Source organism: Mesorhizobium sangaii (genome assembly GCF_014207355.1).
Taxonomy (GTDB): Bacteria; Pseudomonadota; Alphaproteobacteria; order Rhizobiales; family Rhizobiaceae; genus Mesorhizobium; species Mesorhizobium sangaii.
The window spans coordinates 1-19,356 of sequence record NZ_JACHEF010000011.1; the positions used below are offsets into that span (position 1 = coordinate 1).

Annotated in this window: 19 protein-coding genes and 2 pseudogenes; 9 read left to right on the forward strand and 12 right to left on the reverse strand. The window is 60.2% G+C overall.

Annotation, left to right across the window (positions count from 1 at the left end; translation table 11 throughout):
* The 3 genes from HNQ71_RS32040 to HNQ71_RS32050 all read left to right on the forward strand — a co-directional run.
* Positions 1 to 340, forward strand: a 340-nt coding sequence (locus tag HNQ71_RS32040; RefSeq protein ID WP_184878066.1) for a cation:dicarboxylate symporter family transporter, incomplete at its 5' end; no start/stop codon positions are given.
* Positions 341 to 665: 325 nt separating this feature from the next.
* Positions 666 to 1,697 carry a LacI family DNA-binding transcriptional regulator gene (locus HNQ71_RS32045; RefSeq protein ID WP_184878068.1) on the forward strand — a complete coding sequence of 344 codons (1,032 nt, stop codon included), beginning with the start codon at positions 666 to 668 and terminating at the stop codon, positions 1,695 to 1,697.
* Between the two features lie 6 nt (positions 1,698 to 1,703).
* A complete protein-coding gene (locus HNQ71_RS32050; RefSeq protein ID WP_246462312.1) occupies positions 1,704 to 2,660 on the forward strand; it encodes a TIM barrel protein in 957 nt (318 codons plus the stop codon).
* 32 nt (positions 2,661 to 2,692) lie between these two features.
* Here the strand turns inward: HNQ71_RS32050 and HNQ71_RS32055 are convergent, their stop codons facing one another.
* On the reverse strand, positions 2,693 to 3,637 hold the full coding sequence (locus HNQ71_RS32055; protein ID WP_184878071.1) for a LysR family transcriptional regulator: 945 nt from the start codon (positions 3,635 to 3,637) through the stop codon (positions 2,693 to 2,695).
* 162 nt (positions 3,638 to 3,799) lie between these two features.
* Here HNQ71_RS32055 and HNQ71_RS32060 point away from each other — a divergent pair, with 162 nt between their 5' ends.
* The 6 genes and pseudogenes from HNQ71_RS32060 to HNQ71_RS32080 all read left to right on the forward strand — a co-directional run bounded on the left by HNQ71_RS32060 (position 3,800) and on the right by HNQ71_RS32080 (position 6,926).
* Positions 3,800 to 3,871, forward strand: a complete 72-nt coding sequence (locus HNQ71_RS32060) for a hypothetical protein (protein ID WP_184878207.1) — start codon at positions 3,800 to 3,802, stop codon at positions 3,869 to 3,871.
* Position 3,872: 1 nt separating this feature from the next.
* Positions 3,873 to 4,061 (forward strand): annotated as a pseudogene (locus HNQ71_RS32065) (acyltransferase); the annotation flags it as partial.
* Positions 4,062 to 4,065: 4 nt separating this feature from the next.
* Positions 4,066 to 4,170: pseudogene (locus tag HNQ71_RS35165) on the forward strand (polysaccharide deacetylase family protein); the annotation flags it as partial.
* A gap of 115 nt (positions 4,171 to 4,285) precedes the next feature.
* Positions 4,286 to 4,564, forward strand: a complete 279-nt coding sequence (locus HNQ71_RS32070) for an acyl carrier protein (protein ID WP_184878073.1) — start codon at positions 4,286 to 4,288, stop codon at positions 4,562 to 4,564.
* Positions 4,565 to 5,770 (forward strand): beta-ketoacyl-[acyl-carrier-protein] synthase family protein, encoded by a 1,206-nt coding sequence (locus HNQ71_RS32075; protein ID WP_184878075.1) that lies wholly within the window; start codon positions 4,565 to 4,567, stop codon positions 5,768 to 5,770. It abuts the gene before it with no gap.
* Positions 5,771 to 6,362: 592 nt separating this feature from the next.
* Complete coding sequence (locus tag HNQ71_RS32080; protein WP_184878077.1) at positions 6,363 to 6,926, forward strand: sugar O-acetyltransferase; 564 nt, start codon at positions 6,363 to 6,365, stop codon at positions 6,924 to 6,926.
* Between the two features lie 423 nt (positions 6,927 to 7,349).
* Here the strand turns inward: HNQ71_RS32080 and HNQ71_RS32085 are convergent, their stop codons facing one another.
* The 11 genes from HNQ71_RS32085 to HNQ71_RS32135 all read right to left on the reverse strand — a co-directional run bounded on the left by HNQ71_RS32085 (position 7,350) and on the right by HNQ71_RS32135 (position 19,351).
* The gene (locus HNQ71_RS32085) at positions 7,350 to 9,254 is read right to left on the reverse strand and encodes an ABC transporter ATP-binding protein (RefSeq protein WP_184878079.1); all 1,905 of its coding nucleotides are present in this window, start codon (positions 9,252 to 9,254) and stop codon (positions 7,350 to 7,352) included.
* A complete protein-coding gene (locus HNQ71_RS32090) occupies positions 9,254 to 11,116 on the reverse strand; it encodes an ABC transporter ATP-binding protein (RefSeq protein ID WP_184878081.1) in 1,863 nt (620 codons plus the stop codon). Before HNQ71_RS32090 ends, HNQ71_RS32085 begins: the two co-directional genes overlap by 1 nt.
* Before the next feature lie 54 nt (positions 11,117 to 11,170).
* Complete coding sequence (locus HNQ71_RS32095; protein WP_184878083.1) at positions 11,171 to 12,094, reverse strand: SIR2 family NAD-dependent protein deacylase; 924 nt, start codon at positions 12,092 to 12,094, stop codon at positions 11,171 to 11,173.
* A gap of 37 nt (positions 12,095 to 12,131) precedes the next feature.
* Positions 12,132 to 12,344: a putative nitrogen fixation protein NifT gene (gene nifT, locus HNQ71_RS32100; RefSeq protein WP_184878085.1), complete on the reverse strand. Its 213-nt coding sequence runs from the start codon at positions 12,342 to 12,344 to the stop codon at positions 12,132 to 12,134.
* Positions 12,341 to 12,661 (reverse strand): nitrogen fixation protein NifZ, encoded by a 321-nt coding sequence (locus HNQ71_RS32105; protein ID WP_184878210.1) that lies wholly within the window; start codon positions 12,659 to 12,661, stop codon positions 12,341 to 12,343. The genes nifT and HNQ71_RS32105 overlap by 4 nt, the downstream gene beginning before the upstream one ends.
* Positions 12,662 to 12,750: 89 nt before the next feature.
* Positions 12,751 to 12,945, reverse strand: a complete 195-nt coding sequence (locus HNQ71_RS32110; protein ID WP_184878087.1) for a 4Fe-4S binding protein — start codon at positions 12,943 to 12,945, stop codon at positions 12,751 to 12,753.
* A gap of 30 nt (positions 12,946 to 12,975) precedes the next feature.
* Positions 12,976 to 14,400, reverse strand: coding sequence for a nitrogenase cofactor biosynthesis protein NifB (gene nifB / locus HNQ71_RS32115; protein ID WP_246462259.1), 1,425 nt, complete (start codon positions 14,398 to 14,400; stop codon positions 12,976 to 12,978).
* Between the two features lie 295 nt (positions 14,401 to 14,695).
* On the reverse strand, positions 14,696 to 16,438 hold the full coding sequence (nifA, locus tag HNQ71_RS32120) for a nif-specific transcriptional activator NifA (protein ID WP_184878091.1): 1,743 nt from the start codon (positions 16,436 to 16,438) through the stop codon (positions 14,696 to 14,698).
* A gap of 173 nt (positions 16,439 to 16,611) precedes the next feature.
* Positions 16,612 to 16,911 (reverse strand): ferredoxin family protein, encoded by a 300-nt coding sequence (locus HNQ71_RS32125; RefSeq protein ID WP_184878093.1) that lies wholly within the window; start codon positions 16,909 to 16,911, stop codon positions 16,612 to 16,614.
* 11 nt (positions 16,912 to 16,922) lie between these two features.
* Positions 16,923 to 18,230: an FAD-dependent oxidoreductase gene (locus HNQ71_RS32130; RefSeq protein ID WP_184878095.1), complete on the reverse strand. Its 1,308-nt coding sequence runs from the start codon at positions 18,228 to 18,230 to the stop codon at positions 16,923 to 16,925.
* Between the two features lie 11 nt (positions 18,231 to 18,241).
* Entirely contained in the window at positions 18,242 to 19,351 is a 1,110-nt protein-coding gene (locus HNQ71_RS32135; RefSeq protein ID WP_184878097.1) for an electron transfer flavoprotein subunit alpha/FixB family protein, read from the reverse strand.
* Positions 19,352 to 19,356 lie beyond the last annotated feature (5 nt).

Sequence of the window (19,356 nt, forward strand, 5' to 3'; positions counted from 1 at the left end):
GCTGGCGGCCCTCTTCATCGCCCAGGCGACGAACACCGATCTGTCAATTAGCGATCAGGTCCTCCTGCTGCTCGTTGCAATGCTTTCCTCGAAGGGTGCAGCAGGTGTAACGGGTGCGGGTTTCATCACGCTGGCCGCTACGCTCGCCGTGGTACCCAGTGTTCCCGTTGCTGGCGTGGCTCTGATCCTTGGCGTCGACCGCTTCATGTCCGAATGCCGGGCGTTGACGAATGTGGTCGGTAACGCGGTGGCATCGCTCGTGGTCGCCCGCTGGGAAGGCGAATTGGACCAAGCGCAGATGGAAGCCGCCTTCTGCGATCATCGGTTTGCCGAGCATTAAACCGGCCATGCCCAGTAGTAAGTCACAGCTTCGCGACCTGTTAAGGGGCCGGGCTGGTCATAAGCACCAAACGATCGACTCGCAGGCTCAAACAGCAGCGCCTCGCGGGGAGATGAAATCAGGAGCGCTAAATGCGGTGAGTGCAAATTACGGGCTGCCTAGGCAAAAGAACTGTACATCGACACGCGCCCGGTTACGCTTGGATAGCTGTTCGTCACGCTTCGATCATGGAGTATGCGGACGCCTTCACTTTGCCGGGAACCTTCGCCGAGAGGCGCTGGATGACAGAGGTCAGCCGGCGTTAAAACTAATCAGAATTGGACCCATGACCAAGCGCACCACAATTGCCGATATCGCCCGCGAAGCTGGAGTCAGCGTGGCAACGGTCGATCGCGTTCTTAACGCCCGTCATCCGGTTCGGGAGGAGACCGCGCGGCGGGTCCACGAGGCCGCCCACGCCATCGGCTATCATGCTGCCGGTCTCATCAAGCAGCGCTTGCAGTGTGACCTGCCGCATTATCGGCTGGGCTTCATCTTGAGAAAACCGGCGCAGCATTTCTACCAAGATTTCGCGCGCGAGGTCGAAGCGTCGGTCAGTTTGGCCCAGTCCTTCAACGGCATTCCGCACATCGAATTCGCGCCGTCAAATGTGCCGGGCGACCAGATTGCGCTGCTCAAGGATTTGGGCGCGCGCTGCCACGCGATTGCCATGGTGGCACCGGACCACCCGAAGATTACAGCGGCGGTTGAGGAGCTCAAGGCCAAAGGCATTCCGGTTTTCTCGCTGCTTTCCGATTTTGCCGCCGGCGTGCGTCAGGGCTATATCGGCCTTAATAACCGAAAGGTGGGGCGCACGGCCGCTTGGATGTTATCCAAGATCGCAAAACGGCCCGGAAAGGTGGCGGTGTTTGTCGGCAGCCACCGTTTCCAGGGGCACAAGCTCCGGGACATCGGCTTTCGCTCCTATTGCCGTGAGAACGCGCCGACATTCGAGGTGCTCGATCCGCTCGTGAACCTCGAGAAACGGCAGATCACTTACGAGGCAACACTCGATCTCATGCAGCGGGAACGCGAGCTCGTCGGCTTCTATGTGGCCGGCGGGGGCATGGAGGGCGCCATCTCTGCGCTCCGGGAAGAGGGTAAAGGTCAGGATCTCGTCGCGATCGTGAATGAAATCACGCCGGAATCCCGGGCGGCGCTCGCAGATAATATCATCACCATGGCTGTCGCCACACCGCTGCGCCGGCTTTGCCAGGAGCTGATGACGCTGATGGCGCGGGCCATCGAGACTGGCACGGTGGAGACGCCGGGGCAGACATTTCTGCCGTTCGACATTCATCTGCCGGAAAATATATGAAGCTTGATGGGATTCTATCATGAACGTTCGAGTTTCCTTTCGCAAATGAAAGAACGTTCAATTGACTGTCATCCCGGTCTGTTGAATCAACGAGCGGTTGCCACGCGGCAGAAGTCAAACAGCCGAGAACGGCGGCCGCGCCTCACGAAAGGAAAGAGCCAAGCCATGCGCCAGGCATCGCCCCGCTTTGCACTCGACCACTTGGCGGGCTCCCGACTTGATGTTCGGGCATTTTTCGCGCTTGCCCGCGACCAGGGTCTGACCGACATTCTTTTCAGCAATTCTTTTGCACCTGGCATGGCGGCCTCTGCACGTGGCATGCCGGCCTCGGACGTTCGGTCTGCCGCCGCTGAGGCGGGCGTCACGATTATCACTGTCAACGCCTTGCAGCGCTTCAATGAGTGGACTCCCGCGCGCCAGGCCGAGGCGAGCAAGATCGCCGATTATGCGGCTGACTGCGGGGCGGAGGCGCTCGTGCTGGTGCCGGTCAATGACGGCTCGTGGCCCGCGAACGCCGAGCGCCACGGGAATCTGCCCGTCGCCTTGAGCGCGCTCAAGCCGATCCTCCAGTCACGCGGTTTGATCGGTCTTATCGAGCCGCTGGGCTTCAAGACCTGCTCGCTTCGATCGAAGAAGGAAGCGGCTAAGGCCATTGCCGCGGTTGATGGTCGGTCCGTCTTCCGCCTCGTGCACGACACGTTCCACCACACCCTCGCCGGGGAGACGTTCTTCTCCTGCGAGCTAACCGGTCTCGTGCACATTTCAGGCGTGAACGATCCGACCTTCTGGATTTACCCGAATCGCGTCCTGGGAGGTTCCGACAATGGCAGCCAGATCCGGGCGCTGCTCGATGGCGGCTATGCCGGTCCCTTCTCGTTCGAGCTAGTCGAGGAAGTCCACGCGCTGGACGACCTCGCAGGCGCACTTGCGGCCAGCATCGATCTCATCCGACGGGATTATTGACGCGAGAGCCGGTGTGAGGCGCTGAGCAGATTTTAGGAGCGGCCGCGACGTCCCGGAGTCTTGCTTGGAGTAGCCATGCGGGACGCCTCCTGCAACATTATCTCCCGCATCCAGATGCTTGCCGGATCACTGTTGTGAAGGGCCGGCCATTGGACGGCCTCGGTAAATGCGGGAAGTGGCAGCGGAAGGTCGACGATCTGCAGGGGGAATGTTTTTTCGAAATGCTTGACCAGCCGCAAGGGCATGGTCGCTATGCGAGCTGTGCCTGAGACCATAGGCGGGATCATGCTAAATGCCTGCACGACGACCTCGACACGTCTCTTAAGACCATGCTCAAGCAAAAACCATTCCTCGATGGAGGGCTTCTGCATACGCCCGAACTTGACCGAAACGTGCCTCATCGACATGTATCTCTCGAACGTAAGCTGGCGTGGCAGCTGTTTGTTCGTGGCGCAGCCCACGCACACGAGCGTCTCGTCGAACAGCGCCACTCTTGGATGAGCGCTCGACATGAACAATTCCGGAAGAATTAGAAAATCGACGTCACCGCGCCGGAGAAGCTCATCTGGGTCGTCGTCGAGAGGCAGCAATTCGAAGCTGACGGCGGGTGCTTCCCGTGCAACACGCTCGACGACCTTTTCAAAAAACACGAGTGTGACGAAATCGGAAACAATGATCCTGAAGCGGCGATCGGATTGAGCCGGGTTAAACGGATCCCAAGAAATAATCGAGCACTGGATGTGCAGGAGAGCGTCGCGAACTGCGGGGGCGAGTGTTTCCGCACGCGGTGTCAGAATACGTTCGCGGCCGCTCATGCTAAATAGTTCATCGTGGAAATAGTCACGCAGCCGGGCGACGGCCGCACTCATGGCCGGCTGGCTTAGGTTGATGCGGCGTGCCGCCGCCGTGAGGCCGCGCTCACTCAGCAGCGCGTCGAGCACGACGAGAAGATTCAGATCAAGCCCTTTGAAGCGCATGTCTTCAGTTATCCATAGCGTGAATGCGTTTCATCGAAACAAACGATTTTATCAAACTTCCTGAATCCTACATTGACAACAGCATCTGACGCGCACCGATCACCCACTGCCTCTATCGCGTGACCAGTGCGTTAAAAAGAGCCCGAAAGGAGAAATCTTTCCATGCACTCTGACGTGCGGTGGAGGTTGTGCTGGGAAAATGAGTTGCAACTGACCGACCATGTCGAACTTTGAGAGGGTCTGCCGAAACGGCCTGGCGGCCATTGTATCGGGCGTTCGCGTTCGGTCGACCCACCCAGAAGTGTATCCCGACCTGCCGCCCACGCGCGTGGAGGACGTGCTTGTCTTCGTTGTGCCGATTGGACGCTCGATGAGCGAGTGGCCGTCCGGCACCCTGATTGATCGGAACGGTCCAGAGCTATGAAATACCAGGACTCCATCCGGAGATCCTCCATGTGCTGGCGGAACATCGGGTGCCGGCGACGTTCCTCGTCATCGGTGCCTACGCCGTAGACAAGCCGGAACTCATCCGGTTTCCACAAGCAGTTGGTCTTGGTGAGCCGCACAAGCTGGAGAGAGGCAGATTTCCCAACGCGGCGCGGCTCAGGCATTGAGCCACGTCGAAACCGCAAGCTGGAAAGGAACAAGATGGCAGATCAACTGACCAACGAAATAATCGCAATGATCAAGAATCGAGCGGCGTCGGAGGGCGGCAATATAGCGCCTTCCTCGGGCGGCGAGATAACGGCTGCCACGGGACTGACGTCACTCGGCATCGATTCACTGGGTTTGGCGGACGTACTCTGGGACCTGGAGCAGGCCTACGGCATCAAGATCGAGATGAACACGTCCGAGGCCTGGTCGGATCTCCAGAATGTCGGCGACATGGTGGAAGCCGTGCGTGGCTTGCTCGCTAAGGTGGCGTGAATGGACAGGCGCGTCGTGATTACTGGGGTCGGAGGGCTGTGCGGGCTTGGGACCGACGCCGCCTCCATTTGGAGAGAGATGCGCGAAGGCCGCTCCGCCATCGGCCCGATCGTCAACTCCGAGCTCCATGAATTGAGGGTCAGGATCGGAGCCGAGATCAAGGCGCTGCCGGAGCATGACATCGACGGAAGGCAGCTCGTCTCCATGGACCGCTTCAGCCTGCTTGCTGTGCTTGCAGCGCGCGAAGCCATGCGTCAGGCTGGACTTTCCTCCAAGGAAGGAAATAGCTATCGCTTCGGTGCGACGGTGGGCGTTGGCGGCTGCGGCTGGGATGTGATCGAGCAAACCTACCGCGCTATGCTTCTGGGCGGTAAGCGTGCCGCCCTCTTGACTGTACCCAAGGCGATGCCGGGCGCCGCCGCCGGCCAGGTCAGCATGAATCTCGGCCTGCGCGGCCCGGTCTTCGGCGTCACCTCCGCCTGTTCCTCGGCAAACCATGCGATTGCCTCCGCGGTGGACCAGATCAGACTCGGCCGGGCCGACGTGATGCTTGCCGGCGGCAGCGAAGCGCCGCTCATATGGGGTGTGCTGAAGGCATGGGAAGCGATCCGTGTGCTTTCGCCCGATACTTGCCGGCCATTCTCGGCCGATCGCCAGGGCCTGTCGCTTGGTGAAGGCGCCGGCATGGCGGTGCTGGAAAGCTACGAGCATGCCATGGCACGCGGCGCCACCATCCTTGCCGAAATTGCCGGTGCCGGCCTTTCCGCCGATGCCTCCGACATCGTCGCGCCGACTGTCGAGGGGCCGGAGGCAGCAATGCGCGCTTGCCTTGCCGACGCCGGGCTCAATCCCGAGGATGTCGACTACCTCAATGCCCATGGCACCGGCACCAAGGCCAACGACCAGACCGAGACCGCGGCGATCAAGCGCGTTTTCGGCGACCACGCCTACAGACTGTCGGTGTCGTCGACCAAATCCATGCATGCCCACTGCCTTGGCGCATCGGGCGCGCTGGAGATGATCGCCTGCGTGATGGCTATCCGCGAGAGTGTCGTGCCGCCGACTGCCAATTATCGTGAAGCCGACCCCGGTTGCGACCTCGACGTCACGCCCAATGTGCCACGCGAGCGCAAGGTGCGCGTGGCACTGAGCAACTCCTTCGCCTTCGGCGGCACGAACGCTGTTCTGGCATTCAGGCAGGTGTAGAAGCCATGAGAGATAGCTCCTGTAACTTATCTCTCGCATCCAGATGCTCGCCGGCTAACTATTGTGAAGAGCGGGTCATTGGCCGCCTCGGCGAATGCGGGGAAGTGGCAGCCGTACGCGACAGTGTCTGGAAGCCGCAGGGCAGGCTCTGGCCCGCTATAGTCGCCTGAGTGCTGCCGGCCAGAAGCCACCGGTGGTCATGGCCGAGATCGCGGAGCCACGGTGGGGAACTCCCGTCGGTAGTTATGTGGCCCAGTCCGCCCCGGGCCCGCTCGATAGTGTTAGAAGGGTTCAGCAAGAAACTCTGAAGATAGAAGAGCGACCGCTCTAAAGGAGATGTGGTCATGGCGCGGTGATGAGGTTGCGATTCACCGACCCTGTGGAACGGGAAGTGTGATGACCAAGCGAGAGACTAGGTTCGCGGTTCGGAGTTGAAAGCACTTCTGCAGCGATGCTCGAACGAAGCTGGTCGCCGACGATACTAAAGTCCCGGTTCTTGAGCCGGGGCGCGGCAAGACCAAGACACAAACGTTGCCGAGGGCAATCCGCCATGCACTCCTACACCACACCAGGGGACACGTGACGAGGAACTATGATACGCAGTCAAAAAGAGAAGATGCTCGCAGGCGAGCCGTACAGTGCGGCGGATCCGGAGATCCAAGCTGACCTACTGGCCACCGGGGCTTGGCTGAAGCGGTACAATGACACGTTGGGCCAAATCGCCGAGCAGTGGCATGCGCTCCTGTCCGAGCGGCTAGGAGAGGTTGAGCCCGGAGCGATCATCCGTCCGCCCTTCTATTGCGACTACGGCTTCAACATCCGCCTCGGAGCCCACGTCTTCCTCAATTTCAACTGCGTCATCCTTGACGTGGTAGAGGTGACGATTGGCCAAGGAACGGCAATTGGGCCTGCCGTGCAGATCTACACCGCAGATCATCCGCATGATCCCGAGCAGCGGCAGAGTGGGCTGCAGTTCGGGCGTCCTGTCCGCATTGGCAGCCGTGTCTGGATCGGCGGTGGAGCAATCATTCTCCCGGGCGTCACGATTGGCGATGATGCGGTCGTGGGCGCTGGCAGCGTGGTCACTCGAGATGTTCCCGCAGGGGTTACAGTCGTGGGAAGTCCGGCTCGGGTGCAACGGGTTCAAAGTCGTTGAACTTGGCGGTTTACGCCACGCTCCGAGCTATGCCGAATGGCTGTGTAAAGCAACCCGTCAATTGCGCGCAATTGCGCCGGTGGCAGGTTCCGCTCCGCTTACATTCGGCATAATCTCGCGTCTTACACCGCCTCGAGGAAGGCCAGGTTCTTAAGCGCGCCGCCAGCAAAGTGGTGCGCATCGGTCCCCATCCTTTGCCGACATATCGCGCATGGCCCCGGTGTCGGGATGGACAAATTCTTGTCGAGGCTGATCAGATCGGAGACGCATCGCGTCATCCGCTACGAGGATGGCGAGGCTGGCTGGGCGGCCGTGCGCGATTGTAGCGCCCGCCGAACATGTCGCCGACAAGCACCCCAGCCACAACGATCTCGTCGGCCTCAACCAGATGGAACGGGTGACCCAGACAATGGCGACCAGACATCAGGTCCGGAACCCCGCTAGTGCGGGGGTATCGAGTTTCTCTTCGGCAATGTCGTCGAAGGACGCGTAGTTAAGATTGTAGAGTTTGGAATAGAGCCCACCCATAGCCATCAGTTTGTCGTGGTTGCCGGTCTCAATGACCTGGCCATTCTGAAGTACGATGATACGGTCGGCGCCGCGGATCGTTGCAAGGCGGTGGGCGATGACGAGGCCAGTGCGGCCTTCAAGGAGTTTTCTCAGAGCGTTCTGAATCAGCATTTCGCTGTAGCTGTCGATGTTGGCGGTGGCCTCGTCAAGAACCAGGATCTTGGCGTCGGCAACGAGAGCGCGGGCGAAACTGATAAGCTGGCGTTGGCCCAGAGATAGGTTGCCACCGCGTTCGCCGAGTCGGGCTTCATACCCGTTGGGAAGGCTCATGATGAAGTGATGGGCGCCGACCGCCTTGGCGGCCTCGATGACCTTGTCGCGCGTGGCTTCCGTCTTATGGTAGCGAATGTTCTCGAACACCGTCCCGGTGAAGAGGAACGGCTCCTGGAGCACCATGGCGATCTGGCGGCCGAGCGATTCCTGAGTGAGATCGCGCACATCATGCCCCCCGATGAGCACTTGCCCCCGCTGAACATCATAGAAGCGGTGGACGAGGGCCATCGCGCTCGATTTACCCGAGCCGGTCGGCCCGACCAAGGCGACCGTCTCGCCGGGATTGACCCGGAAGGAGATATTTCTCAGCACCGGTTGGTTGGGATTGTAGCCGAAGGTGACGTCCCTGAACTCGACCGAGCCGTCCATTTCCGGCGAAAGCACCCTGGCATCCGGTTTGTCCTGGACCTCGATCTTAACGTCGAGCACATCGGTCAGGCGCCTGCCGGAGGCCATGGCGCGCTGCATGACCGAATATTGCAGGGTGAGTGAGCGAATTGGGTCAAAGAAGCGCTGGATGTAGAATAGGTAGGCGACCAATACGCCCACATCGATGCGAGCATTCATGACCATGGAGCCGCCGGCCACGATGACGACGGCCATGGCGAGGCCGGTGAGGCCATCGACGATCGGCACCATGACCTGTGCATACCTGGCAGCGATCAGGTGAGCCCTGAGGTCGGCGTGTGCCTTGTCGTCATAGAGAATGAAATTCACCTGCTGGCGGTCCATGGACTGGACGGTGCGCACGCCGTGAATGGCTTCGGCCAACGCGCCGTTGACGACCGAATTGGTCTCGCGTGCAGCCATGAAGGCTTCGCGGGCACGCGGCAACCAGACGATGCGGATGATCAACAGAGCCGGCAAGACCGAGAGCGTCATGAGACCTAGGCGGAAGTCGAGCCACAGCATCACGAAAACGATGCCGAACAGGAGCGCAATATCGCCTACGGAATAGACTGAGGTTTCGAGGAATTCATGGATGGAGTTGACGTCGCCTTGAAGGCGGGACATCAGGCGTCCGACCTCGGTCTTGTCCATGAAGGAGAGCGAAACCTTCTGCAGATGGCCAAACATGGCGCGGCGGATATCGAAGAGGACGTTCAGGGCCATTTTCCCCACCACGGTTTCCTGCGTGTAGGAGGCGCCGAAATTACCCAGAATGGCGAGAGCGAACGCGCCGGCGGCCGTAAGCAGCGCGGAGCGATCAACGCCTGCGGGAGTCATGGCGTGGTCGATCGCGTAGCGAATGATCAGCGGGATGAGAAGCTGCGTGCCGATGAAGATCAGCAATGCGGCAACCGAGATGACTACCATGGCGCGGTAGGGACGAGCGAAGGCCCAGATGCGCCGAATGATGTTCTTGTCGAAAGCCCGGCCGAACATCTCCTCCTCGATGCGATGGGAGCCGACCACCGCGCGCGGGGGGCGTCTACCTTCGTCATTGGGTTCGGTCTCGAGTTCGCTGGCGTGCCCCTTGGCCATCAGGGTGCGCCTCTATACGCGATCGCGATGTCATCACCCGGGCGCAACTGGAGATCGTAAAGGGCCTTATAGCGTCCCCGCTTGGCCAAAAGCTCTTGATGGGTGCCGCGTTCGACGATCTCGCCATTGTCGAAAAAAAGGATCTTGTCGGCGTGCATGAGCGAACTCAGCCGGTGGGCGATGATGATCGTCACCCTATCCTTGGCAAGACGTCGTATCGCCGCGCCGATACGCTGCTCGGTGGCGGCATCGATCGCGGCCGTTGAGTCGTCGAAAACGACGATTGAGGGGCGCAGCATCATGGTGCGAGCTATCGTGAGACGCTGGCGCTGGCCGCCAGAGAGAGAGGCGCCGCGTTCGCCGACGACCGTCTCGTAGCCTGCTGGGAGGCCGAGGATGTAATTGTGCAACTGGGCGGATTCGCTAGCGCGCTCGATCCGCTGTTCCTTCGCCCAGGGATCGCCATAAGCGATGTTGTTCTCGATCGTGGTGGAGAACAGGAATGCATCCTGCTGTACGACGACGATCGCCTTGCGAAGCGTCGCGAGGGTGACCCCGCGGATGTCCTGCCCGTCAAAGGTGATGGTGCCCCCGGTGACGTCGTAAAAGCGGGGGATCAGGTGAGCCATCGTCGATTTGCCCGAACCTGGCGGACCGACGATCGCGATCGTCTCGCCCCTCCGGGCCTCAAAGGTGATATTCTTCAGAACGGCGCTGTTTCCGGTGCCGGAATACGCAAACGAGACATTGTCGAAGCGCAGAGTGCCTCCACTGATCTCGAGCGGTCTGGCGCCGGGAGCATCCCGGATCGTGATATCCTGGTCGAGGAGACCGAAAATACGCGAACCGCAAGTGGAAGCGCGGGCAAAGGCATTGACCATCAGGCCCACCTGGCGGACGGGCATTTGCAGGATCGTCATGAAGGCCAGGAACGTCGTGAGGGTTCCGACCCTAATCTCGCCGGCGATGAGCCTGTTGCAACCGATCCAGAGGACCAACCCCAGGGCGAAAAAGAAGGACAGGGTCATCGCCGACGTGTTGGGTACGTAGACGTCAACCTGGCCGTGGGCGAGGTCGAGCGCGTTCTTCGAGGCGCGGTCGAACTTCGGCATCTCATAAGCCTGTGCCGAAAAGGCGCGGACGACACGGATGCCTGCGAGATTTTCCTCCATCACGCGGCTTAGGACCGAAAGCCGCTCCTGCAGGTCGAGCCAGGTGGTGCGCAGCCTAAGCTGTGTGACCGACGATCGCCAGGCGACGAAAGGCACGAAGCTCAGCGCGACTACGCCGAGCACCAGGTCGGTTGAGATCATCGTGTAGGCGCCGATCCCGATCAGCATGGTGAGCAGTAGCACGCGAACCAGGGCCGTGGAAAAATACATCCTCACGCCGTCGAGATCGAGCATGCCGAGGGTGATCAGATCGCCTGAATGCACCTGGTCGTGAAAGGAAAAGCTGAGGCGCTGGATCTTGTCGTAACAAGCGAGCCTCAGTTCGTACGCGACGTGATGCCCGACGGCTTCGGCAAAATAGTTCTGCGCCATCGTGAAGAGGCCGCGTAGCGCGCCCACGGCGAGCAGCAGGAGAGCCGGGGTCCAAAGCGCGTGTTCTGCAGCGATCCCCGTGACACCGCCCCGGATGGCCATCTGTGTCTGGTCGACAGCCCGGCCGAGAAGCTGGGGAATGAGCATCTGGAGGATTGCCGCTACGATCGTCGATCCGAAAGCGAAGGCGACCAGCCGCGAGTGCCGCAAATTCATGCGCGTAATGCGCAGTAGCGTGCTCAATCCCCGCCTCAGGCGGGCCGCTTCCACATGCGCGGACGAATTGAGAGAGGTCGTGCCAACAGCATCACTGCTCACGGGTGTGTTCCGACTGAATTTTGCGCCGTCTGAAGCAAGCCGGACGACTCATCATCAAACGCGCCCGCCATGTTTAGTCCTGGCCCCTTCTGCAGCAGTGCCTGCTCCGACGAGCCGAGCCGCGGCTACACCTGCCGGCATGTCAATGACTGTGATTGCGTTTTCTGCAAGGAAACGACGTTCATTTTTGGTGAGCGTTGCCGCATCCATTATCGTGCAACGTGGGCCTTCGGAGCGCTTCATGATCTGCCTGGCGAAGGTGCGCAGCATCTGATCGTTGAAGCGGCAGCCGACGAAGAAAAAGCCACGGTTCGTGCGCCGCTCCTTCACCACCTCAGGAATCGGCGTCTGGATGTCGATTTCGGTCAGGACTTCGACATAGTCCGAATCTGCTACGAGGAAATTTGCGGCCGGCCTAATGCTGCCGTGAGGTGAATAGAGAACCGTCTTTGCCGCCGATCCGGGTTCGAGTTCGCTCTCGGCCAAGTCATAGGTTTTCGTCCAAATGTCACCGAATTCGTTCACCCGCGTTACGCCTTGTATCTCGACGACGTCCGTTCGGCCGGCGTCTGCGAGGGCTGCGCGCATGGCGCCGTCGTACCAGCTGTCGATGATGAGGGAGAGCGGCAGCTTTGCGAGCCAGGCGTGGAGGACGATCGGCGCCGCCGGCGCTGCGAATATCTCGGCCATCCACGCTTGAAGCGTCCGGCGATGCCGGGCCTGTTCGATGAACTGTGCGACCGACCACATATTGGTGCGAATCTTGGAAGGGGCTGGCGTACGCGTGTTGAGCGCCGCGGCCACGGCTTCCGGGCTCTGCGGTACAGGCGTTTCCGCGGAGCTGAGGCTGAGGAGACCCGGACCGAGATATGGGATCACCGCATCGGCCGCGAGCGCTTCTTTCAGCAGGTCAAGCAGCTTTTCGGCAAAACTGTCCTGGACGACGACGAGGTGGCCCGAGGTCAGGATGGTGTTCATGCTGGTTTCCTCACGACGCCCTTATCAACCGGCAGCATCAGACCTCGTCGGAAATCTTCCTGGCCTCAACGGTGATCGGCAAACGCGTATCCCGTGGAAGGTCGGGCAGGACGAACCGCCACCCGTTCCTGAGCGTTACGGCCCCGCCCCACAAGTCTTCGTTCTCGAGCTTGACGATCGGCTCTTCGAGGTCCTTCTTGGGCACATACGCCGACAAGCCAGCACCGGTCCTGCGGATCATTACTTTCATCTTGCTGCTCCTCGATTTGCAGTGCTTTGGACACTGCAAGGAACCTCGGCTTTATCAAGGCTCATAAGTTCACGCGCTCGCATGCCGACGATCGTGCCGCGATCGACCCATTCGACCGCATAGATGAAGAACCGCTGGAGAAAGGTGCCAATGTCGCGCACATAACCCTCGTCACCCTTCCGCACGAGGTTTTCGCCGATCTCCCTGCCAGGATAGGTGCCGTCATTCTTTATGTGTCGTGTGGCACGGACCCGCTCACCCGGCATAAATCGTGGAGGCTTGCGGATTTCGACCTCCTGTTCGCGTCCCAGCCACATGGCCGTTCCTTCTTTTTCTCGAGGCTGCAGGTTGTCGGCAAAGGAGTTCCAGGGGCCCTCCGGCGAGCCGGCCGTGTCGGTAACCGAATTCAGGCAGGAACGCAGGTCTTCGGCACCGGACATACCGAGGCGCATTGCTGCGTGTCAAAGGCCTCCTTGCATTCGGTGCACTTGTCCGGATCGATCACGTAGCCCTCGCCCTTGAACTTGATCGCGACGGAGGGACATTCGAACTCGCAGGCGCCGCATTGGGTGCATTGGGATGCGATGATCTTGAAAGTCATTTTAGCTCCTGGTTGATTGGAAGAGACGGCTCAGGCCGTCGCCGCCAGGGGTTGGACCCCAAACTCGGCGGCGTAAATCGCGCTGATTGCGGTCTCGATGTAGTCATGGCCATAAGTGTCGGCTGCTCGGATTCCAGCTTCCGCGAGCTGATCCTTGGGGCAGTCTCCGATCTTGGCGCACAGCACGATGTCTATGCCTTCCAGCGCAGCGATGACGGCGTCGAGGGTGGCGTTTTCGCCCCGGCCGCCGCGGCAATACTGCTCGACCTTACGATGCCCGACGAAGCTGATCCCTCTCGGCGAAGCCTCATAAACCTGGAATTCCTTCGCATGGCCGAAGTGTTCGTTGACGCGGCCGCCGCCCCTGGTAGCCACGGCGACGAGAAGGGACTTGCCGGAACCCGCGGCCTTGACCATTCCGATCGCCTCGCTTCTAGCCGCCACGTGATCACGGCGCTCGTGCGCGACCACCTCTTGATAGGCTTCGCGTCTGCTGGGATCGTAGGTGACCTCGCCGGGAATGCTGTCGAGCGTGAATTCTTGGCCACGATCCTCGCCGAGCAGGCCGACGGCATCGGCCCGGCACTGCCGGCAGTGGCGCATCAAGTTGGCGCCGCCTTCCAGACGATCCTGAAGAGCCTTCATCTCCATTGCATTTGGGCCGCGCTGCCCGGTCAGGCCGAAGTGGGTACCGTGCGTCGGGTCGGAAATCAGCGGCATAACGTTATGCAGGAACGCGCCACGCTCCTTGACCCATCTATTCACCTCGATCAAATGCTCGTCGTTCACGCCGGGGATCATCACCGAATTGATTTTGGTGAGGATGCCGCGCGCGGTCAGCATCTCCAGGCCCAGCATCTGACGCTTGTGGAGGATCCGGGCGGCTTCGATGCCGACGTAGCGGCGATGGTCGTAAAAGATCCAAGGATAGATCTTTGCGCCGACTTCAGGGGCGACCATGTTGATAGTGATCGTCACGTGATCGACATTCATGTCGGCAAGCTCGGCGGCATGGTCCGGTAGCGCCAGCCCATTGGTGGAGATGCACAGCTTGATGTCGGGGATTTCCCTGGCAACTCGTTCGAACGTTGCCTTTGTCCTTTTCCAGTCGTAACAGGCATCGCCCGGTCCGGCGATGCCGAGTACGGAAAGCTGCGGCACCTCGTTGGCGACCGCGATCACCTTGCGTAGCGCCTGGTCGGGTGTCAGCTTTTCCGAAACCACCCCAGGCCGACTTTCGTTGGCGCAGTCATATTTGCGATTGCAGTAGTTGCACTGGACGTTGCAAGCCGGGGCGACCGCGACGTGCATGCGGGCGAAATAGTGATGCGCCTCTTCCGAAAAGCAGGGGTGATCCTTGATCTTCTCCCAGACAGCCGGATCGATGTCGTCAGGCTTTCCGGACAAGCCGCAGGTTGAAGATGCGCAGCCACCGGATTTCGCGGTCGCCAGCAACTGGTCGAAGGATGTCGTGCTGGTCAGGCCCTCAAGCGAAATTATCGGTGCGGACATCGAAAGGCTCCGTTCCTGGTAACGTCGCAGTTCAAGGCGCAAGAGCTATGCCAGCTCAAAGAGCGCTTTTAGTTCACAAATTGGCCTTCCGTGTCGGATTCAGTCGGTTTGCTCCGACACAATTTTGTCGGGCTACCGACAGCGCACAAGCGACCCGGGTCGCGAAAGGCACCGCGTCTTGGGCACCCGGAGTGTGAGGAAGACTACTCAGGCCTGACGGTTGACGTCATCAGGACGCCTAGAATTTCTTCACCTCGATACCATGCCGGCGCAGAGCGTAGCCGACCTGCCGCGGCGTGAGCCCGAGGATACGAGCCGCCTTGGCCTGAACCCAGCCGGCCTTCTCCATCGCGTCGGTCAGGCGGTCGCGTTCCGTCCGATGCGCGCCTATTGCAGGGCAAGCGGGATCGTTCGGGTAGACGAACTTGGCGGGCGATACCTCGCCTTCCGGGGCACCGATGCGCCGAACCGGCATCGTGTCACACTGGAAGAGTTCGTCGACGGCATTGCGGCCATGCGAACGGTCGGCTGCTTTCCAGAGGAGCGACGAAAGGCATTGGCTGTTCTTGCAGGCGAAATCCGATGGAGTGATCGTCCTTGAACGCGCAAGTGTAGCCGTCCTTTGCACGCAGTTTTCCAGCTCGCGGACATTGCCAGGGAAATAGCATTGCGAGATCAAATCAAGCGCCGATGGCGCGAACGCGAGCTCGCGATGGTTCTCCTTGTTGAACCGGTCGAGGAAGGCGTTCGCAAGGCGTGGAATATCGCCGGCTCGCTCTCTGAGCGGGGGCAGGATGATTGGCACAACATTGATGCGGTAATATAGGTCGGCCCTGAACTCCCCATTTAGGACAGCCGTCTCGAGATCCTTGTTGGTGGCGCATATGAGCCGGACATCGACCTGAAGCGTTCTCGTGCCGCCCACTCGCTCCAGTTCGCCTTCCTGCAGGACGCGCAACAGCTTGGCTTGAAAAGCAGGCGAAATCTCGCCGATTTCATCAAGCAGCAGCGTTCCGCCATTTGCCAATTCAAATCGGCCGGCGCGCTGGGAGATAGCCCCGGTGAAGGCGCCCTTTTCGTGTCCAAACAGCTCTGATTCCAGAACGCTTTCAGACAGTGCGGCGCAGTTCAATTTGACGAAAGCCTTCTTCCCCCGAGGTGAAAGCTTATGGATGGCCTGGGCAAAGAATTCCTTGCCGGTGCCGCTTTCGCCCCGCAGAAGCACGGTGGAGTTAGTCCTTGCCACGACCTTTACGGTTTCGAGCACCTGCTTGAGTGCAGGACTTTCCCCGATGATCCCCTCGACCTTAACATGCTGGGCTGGGTCGATCCTCTCCTCGTCCAGCCATTTCTCCGGTCTCCGCTGCTCCTCGATGAACCGCTGTTGATCCATACTCAGGGTGCGATGGAGACGAATGGTCCGGCCGATAAGGTCTGCGACCATGGTTAGGAAGCGTACATCCTTGGCGCAGGGGGAGCTGGTCTCGTCATCGACGCGGTCGATGGACAATGTCCCAAGGATCTCGCGCTCAGCCTTTACCGGGATACCAATGAAGGCAATTGGGATTGTGTCGCCGCTCGAAGACGGTTGAAAGTCAGCCTGAAATAGTTCGGACTTGCTAACATCGTGTATGACGAGCGGTGCCCCCGTAGCGACGATCCGGTCTATCGCGGCTTGCGGTATGGCGCGGCCAATTCCTGATTGAGGCGGGTGGGAGCTGCCGGCGGTTGCGGTAATCTCCGGCTCCGCTTTAGCGTTCAGGACGACGATTGCTCCATGACGCATTTGCACAACTGAGGAGAGGGTATTCACGACATTGGCAATTGTGATCTCAAGCCGGGCGGGGGCGGTCAGGACCTTCGATATCTCGTAGATTCCCCTAAGCGAGATCTCCGCTTCGTGAATGGAATTGATCCGTGGTTCAGGCAGGATGTTCCGAGGTCCTATTTCATCGATCCGATCTCGCAGTGCATGAGCCATGCAAACACCTCAGGGTTGTCGTCCATGGGGCGCCTCCCAAGCGCCGTTTTTTGTATTCGAATTCCAAAACCACAGTGTTCACTAGCTTCTTTCTAATGTGAAAGATCATTCTAGCAGCGTGCCGAAACTTCAGGTCTGATAGATTCACGCTCTTGAAACGAAGCGCGCGCCGGTCATCCGAACTTGAAGAGGACACCGAAGCCGCCGCGTGGATAGTTCCACTCGATCTCGCCATTGGTCTCGCACAATATCCGGCAGGTGCCGCACTCCATGCAGCCGTCAGGGGTGATCTCCACTTGACCCTTGTCGTTCAACTCATAACATTTCGCCGGGCAGACATGGGTCAGCGCGAGCAAGTTCGCGCTTGGCCTCTCGTGCGGTCGCACTGTGATATGCGGACGGCCAGGATCGACCAGGTAGCGGTTCTGGTAAAGCTTGTCCTCGACACGTGACTTAGTCACTGCGATCGTCATCTCGTCTCCCCTCAGCGCCACGCGAATGCCAGGCGGACCGCGTCGCTGACCAGCCCCCAGCGCGAGCGCGCCTTGATGAAGGCGGCCGTGGTCGCCTTTTCCTTCTCGATCTTCGGCGTGCCGTCGACACGCATGAAGTTCTGCGCGGCTTGCGACATCAACCGAGGATAGGTCGCGAAGAAATTGCAGGAATTGGTGTGAAGCAAGGCCGGCATGTCTTTGTATTTCCTAAGATCCTTGACCACGAAGGACTTATCCAGCATGGCTTTGTAGAGGGCGAGGTTCCGTTTGGTCATTGGACCGTTGCGGCTCTTGACCTTGACGATTGCCTCAGCCGCGATGCGGCCGGAGGTCATGGCGAGGTTCGAACCCTCGCGGTGAACGGCATTGTTCAATTGCGCGGCATCGCCGACCACGACCCAACCGTCGCCAAAGAGCTGCGGAATCGCCTTGTAGCCGCCTTCTGGAATGAGATGCGCGGCATATTCTTTCACCTCCGAGCCAGCGATCAGCGGCCGGATCGAAGGATGGTTTTTCAAGGCATCGAGCAGGACGTAAGGGCTCTCCATCATTGCGGCGAAATCGGAGACGAGGCAGCCGATGCCCAGTGAGATCGACTCCTTGTTGGTGTAAAGGAAGCCGAGCCCGGCCATGCCGCGGGAGGTCGTGCCCACCGCCTCGATCACGCAGCCTTCATCGCCCTTGAGGCCGAACCGCTGCTCAATGACCTCTTCGGGCAGGAAGTGCATTTCCTTGACGGCGAGCGCCACGGTTTGCGGTTTCGGAATCTCGCGCAGGCCGGCCCGCGGGCCAAGCAGTCCGGAGACACCTTCTGCGAGCACGACCACGTCCGCGAAGATCGCTCCGCCGGCCCGATCCGTGCGAACGCCGACCACCCGGTCCTTGGCATCACGGACGAGTTCCGTCACGGTCGTCTCGCACAGAACCGTCGCGCCGGCTTCGCGCACCTTGCGCGAAAACCATTTGTCGAACTGGGCACGGATGATCGTATAACGGTTGGGCTTCGCCTCATTGAAATCGTCCGACCGATAGTGAATCCCGGTGTGGGACGTATCGTCCATCACCCAAAGCCGCTGTTCAACCAAATGCCGCTCGAGAGGTGCGTCATCGCGGAAATCCGGGATTATTTTCTCCAGCATGTTCGCATACATGATGGCACCCTGGACATTCTTGGAGCCCGGATATTCACCGCGCTCCAACTGCAGCACCTTCAGCCCCTGGCTTGCCATGGTGTAAGCAGCTGCGTTTCCGGACATGCCGGCCCCAATAACAATGGCGTCGAATTTTTCCTCGATCATGTCCATCTCCCTTAGCTCGCAAGCTTATCGCGACTGTGAGGCGACAGCCGCCGGGTGAAGGCTTCCGTCAGTGCGGGCAGGAAGCGGATCGCGTCGGTGACGATCCCGAGGTGGGCGAAATCGAAAATCGGCGCGTTCGGGTCGGTGTTGATGGCCACGATGAGATCCGCCCCCTCGACGCCAACCCGGTGCTGGATGGCGCCGGAAATCCCGGCGGCTATGTAAAGCTTCGGCCGGATGGTCTTGCCAGTTTGGCCGATCTGCCGATCAGCCGGCATCCAGCCCTTCTGGATCAATGGGCGCGAACAGCCATGCTCCGCGCCAATTGCTCGCGCGAGATTCTTGACAAGCTGCAGGTTCTCCGCCGCGCCGAGACCGAGGCCTCCCGCCACCACGACGTCGGCATAGGCAAGATTTGCCTTTGCCGACTGGTTATCCGGCAGGAAGCCGAGGACTTTGGTAACGATCTCGTCCTCGGCTGCCGACAGCTTGTGCCGGATGACGCGCCCTACCGGCTTATCCGCCCGCTGCGGCATGGGCATGACCCTCGGCCGCACCGTCGCCATCTGCGGCCGGTAATTGAGCGTATAGATCGTGCACAACAAGGAACCACCGAAAGTCGGACGGGTCGCGGCGAGCGAACCGTCAGTATCCACATCGAGTTCGGTGCAGTCGGCCGTGAGCCCTGTTTGCAAGGTAGTCGCCACGGAGCCGGCTAGATCCCTGCCGAGTGTGGTCGCACCGAGAAGAAGGATCTCGGGTTTGTGGGTATCGACCAGATCCGTCATCGCCTTGGTGAAAGGCTCGTTCCGATAGTCCACGAGCACTGGCGCCTCGACGATGTAAACAAGGTCGGCGCCATAAGCGAAGGCCTCCGCAACGGCGTTCCCGATGGCCTCTCCCGGCGGTCCGAGCACGACGCCCGCAAGCTGGACCTGAAGCTTATCAGCCAGCTTGCGGCCTTCGCCTAGCAGTTCGAATGATACGGGATGGACCTGACCGCGTTCGAGCTCGATGAAGACCCAGACGTGCCGGTAGTCCTTGAAACGCTCGGGCAGCTCCTTCTTTATGCCGGCACGGCCGGCGGCAGGGCGAGGGGTTTCTCGGTTCGCGGTCGACATCGTTT

Excerpts from the sequence above, each read along its gene's own strand:
- HNQ71_RS32075 (WP_184878075.1), top strand. The coding sequence starts at position 4,565 with ATGGACAGGCGCGTCGTGATTACTGGGGTCGGAGGGCTGTGCGGGCTT.
- nifT (WP_184878085.1), bottom strand. The coding sequence starts at position 12,344 with ATGAAAGTAATGATCCGCAGGACCGGTGCTGGCTTGTCGGCGTATGTG.
- HNQ71_RS32080 (WP_184878077.1), top strand. The coding sequence starts at position 6,363 with ATGATACGCAGTCAAAAAGAGAAGATGCTCGCAGGCGAGCCGTACAGT.
- nifA (WP_184878091.1), bottom strand. The coding sequence starts at position 16,438 with ATGGCTCATGCACTGCGAGATCGGATCGATGAAATAGGACCTCGGAAC.
- HNQ71_RS32125 (WP_184878093.1), bottom strand. The coding sequence starts at position 16,911 with ATGACGATCGCAGTGACTAAGTCACGTGTCGAGGACAAGCTTTACCAG.
- HNQ71_RS32070 (WP_184878073.1), top strand. The coding sequence starts at position 4,286 with ATGGCAGATCAACTGACCAACGAAATAATCGCAATGATCAAGAATCGA.
- HNQ71_RS32130 (WP_184878095.1), bottom strand. The coding sequence starts at position 18,230 with ATGATCGAGGAAAAATTCGACGCCATTGTTATTGGGGCCGGCATGTCC.
- HNQ71_RS32105 (WP_184878210.1), bottom strand. The coding sequence starts at position 12,661 with ATGTGGCTGGGACGCGAACAGGAGGTCGAAATCCGCAAGCCTCCACGA.
- HNQ71_RS32055 (WP_184878071.1), bottom strand. The coding sequence starts at position 3,637 with ATGCGCTTCAAAGGGCTTGATCTGAATCTTCTCGTCGTGCTCGACGCG.
- HNQ71_RS32050 (WP_246462312.1), top strand. The coding sequence starts at position 1,704 with ATGGGATTCTATCATGAACGTTCGAGTTTCCTTTCGCAAATGAAAGAA.
- HNQ71_RS32135 (WP_184878097.1), bottom strand. The coding sequence starts at position 19,351 with ATGTCGACCGCGAACCGAGAAACCCCTCGCCCTGCCGCCGGCCGTGCC.
- HNQ71_RS32095 (WP_184878083.1), bottom strand. The coding sequence starts at position 12,094 with ATGAACACCATCCTGACCTCGGGCCACCTCGTCGTCGTCCAGGACAGT.
- HNQ71_RS32110 (WP_184878087.1), bottom strand. The coding sequence starts at position 12,945 with ATGACTTTCAAGATCATCGCATCCCAATGCACCCAATGCGGCGCCTGC.
- HNQ71_RS32085 (WP_184878079.1), bottom strand. The coding sequence starts at position 9,254 with ATGGCCAAGGGGCACGCCAGCGAACTCGAGACCGAACCCAATGACGAA.
- HNQ71_RS32045 (WP_184878068.1), top strand. The coding sequence starts at position 666 with ATGACCAAGCGCACCACAATTGCCGATATCGCCCGCGAAGCTGGAGTC.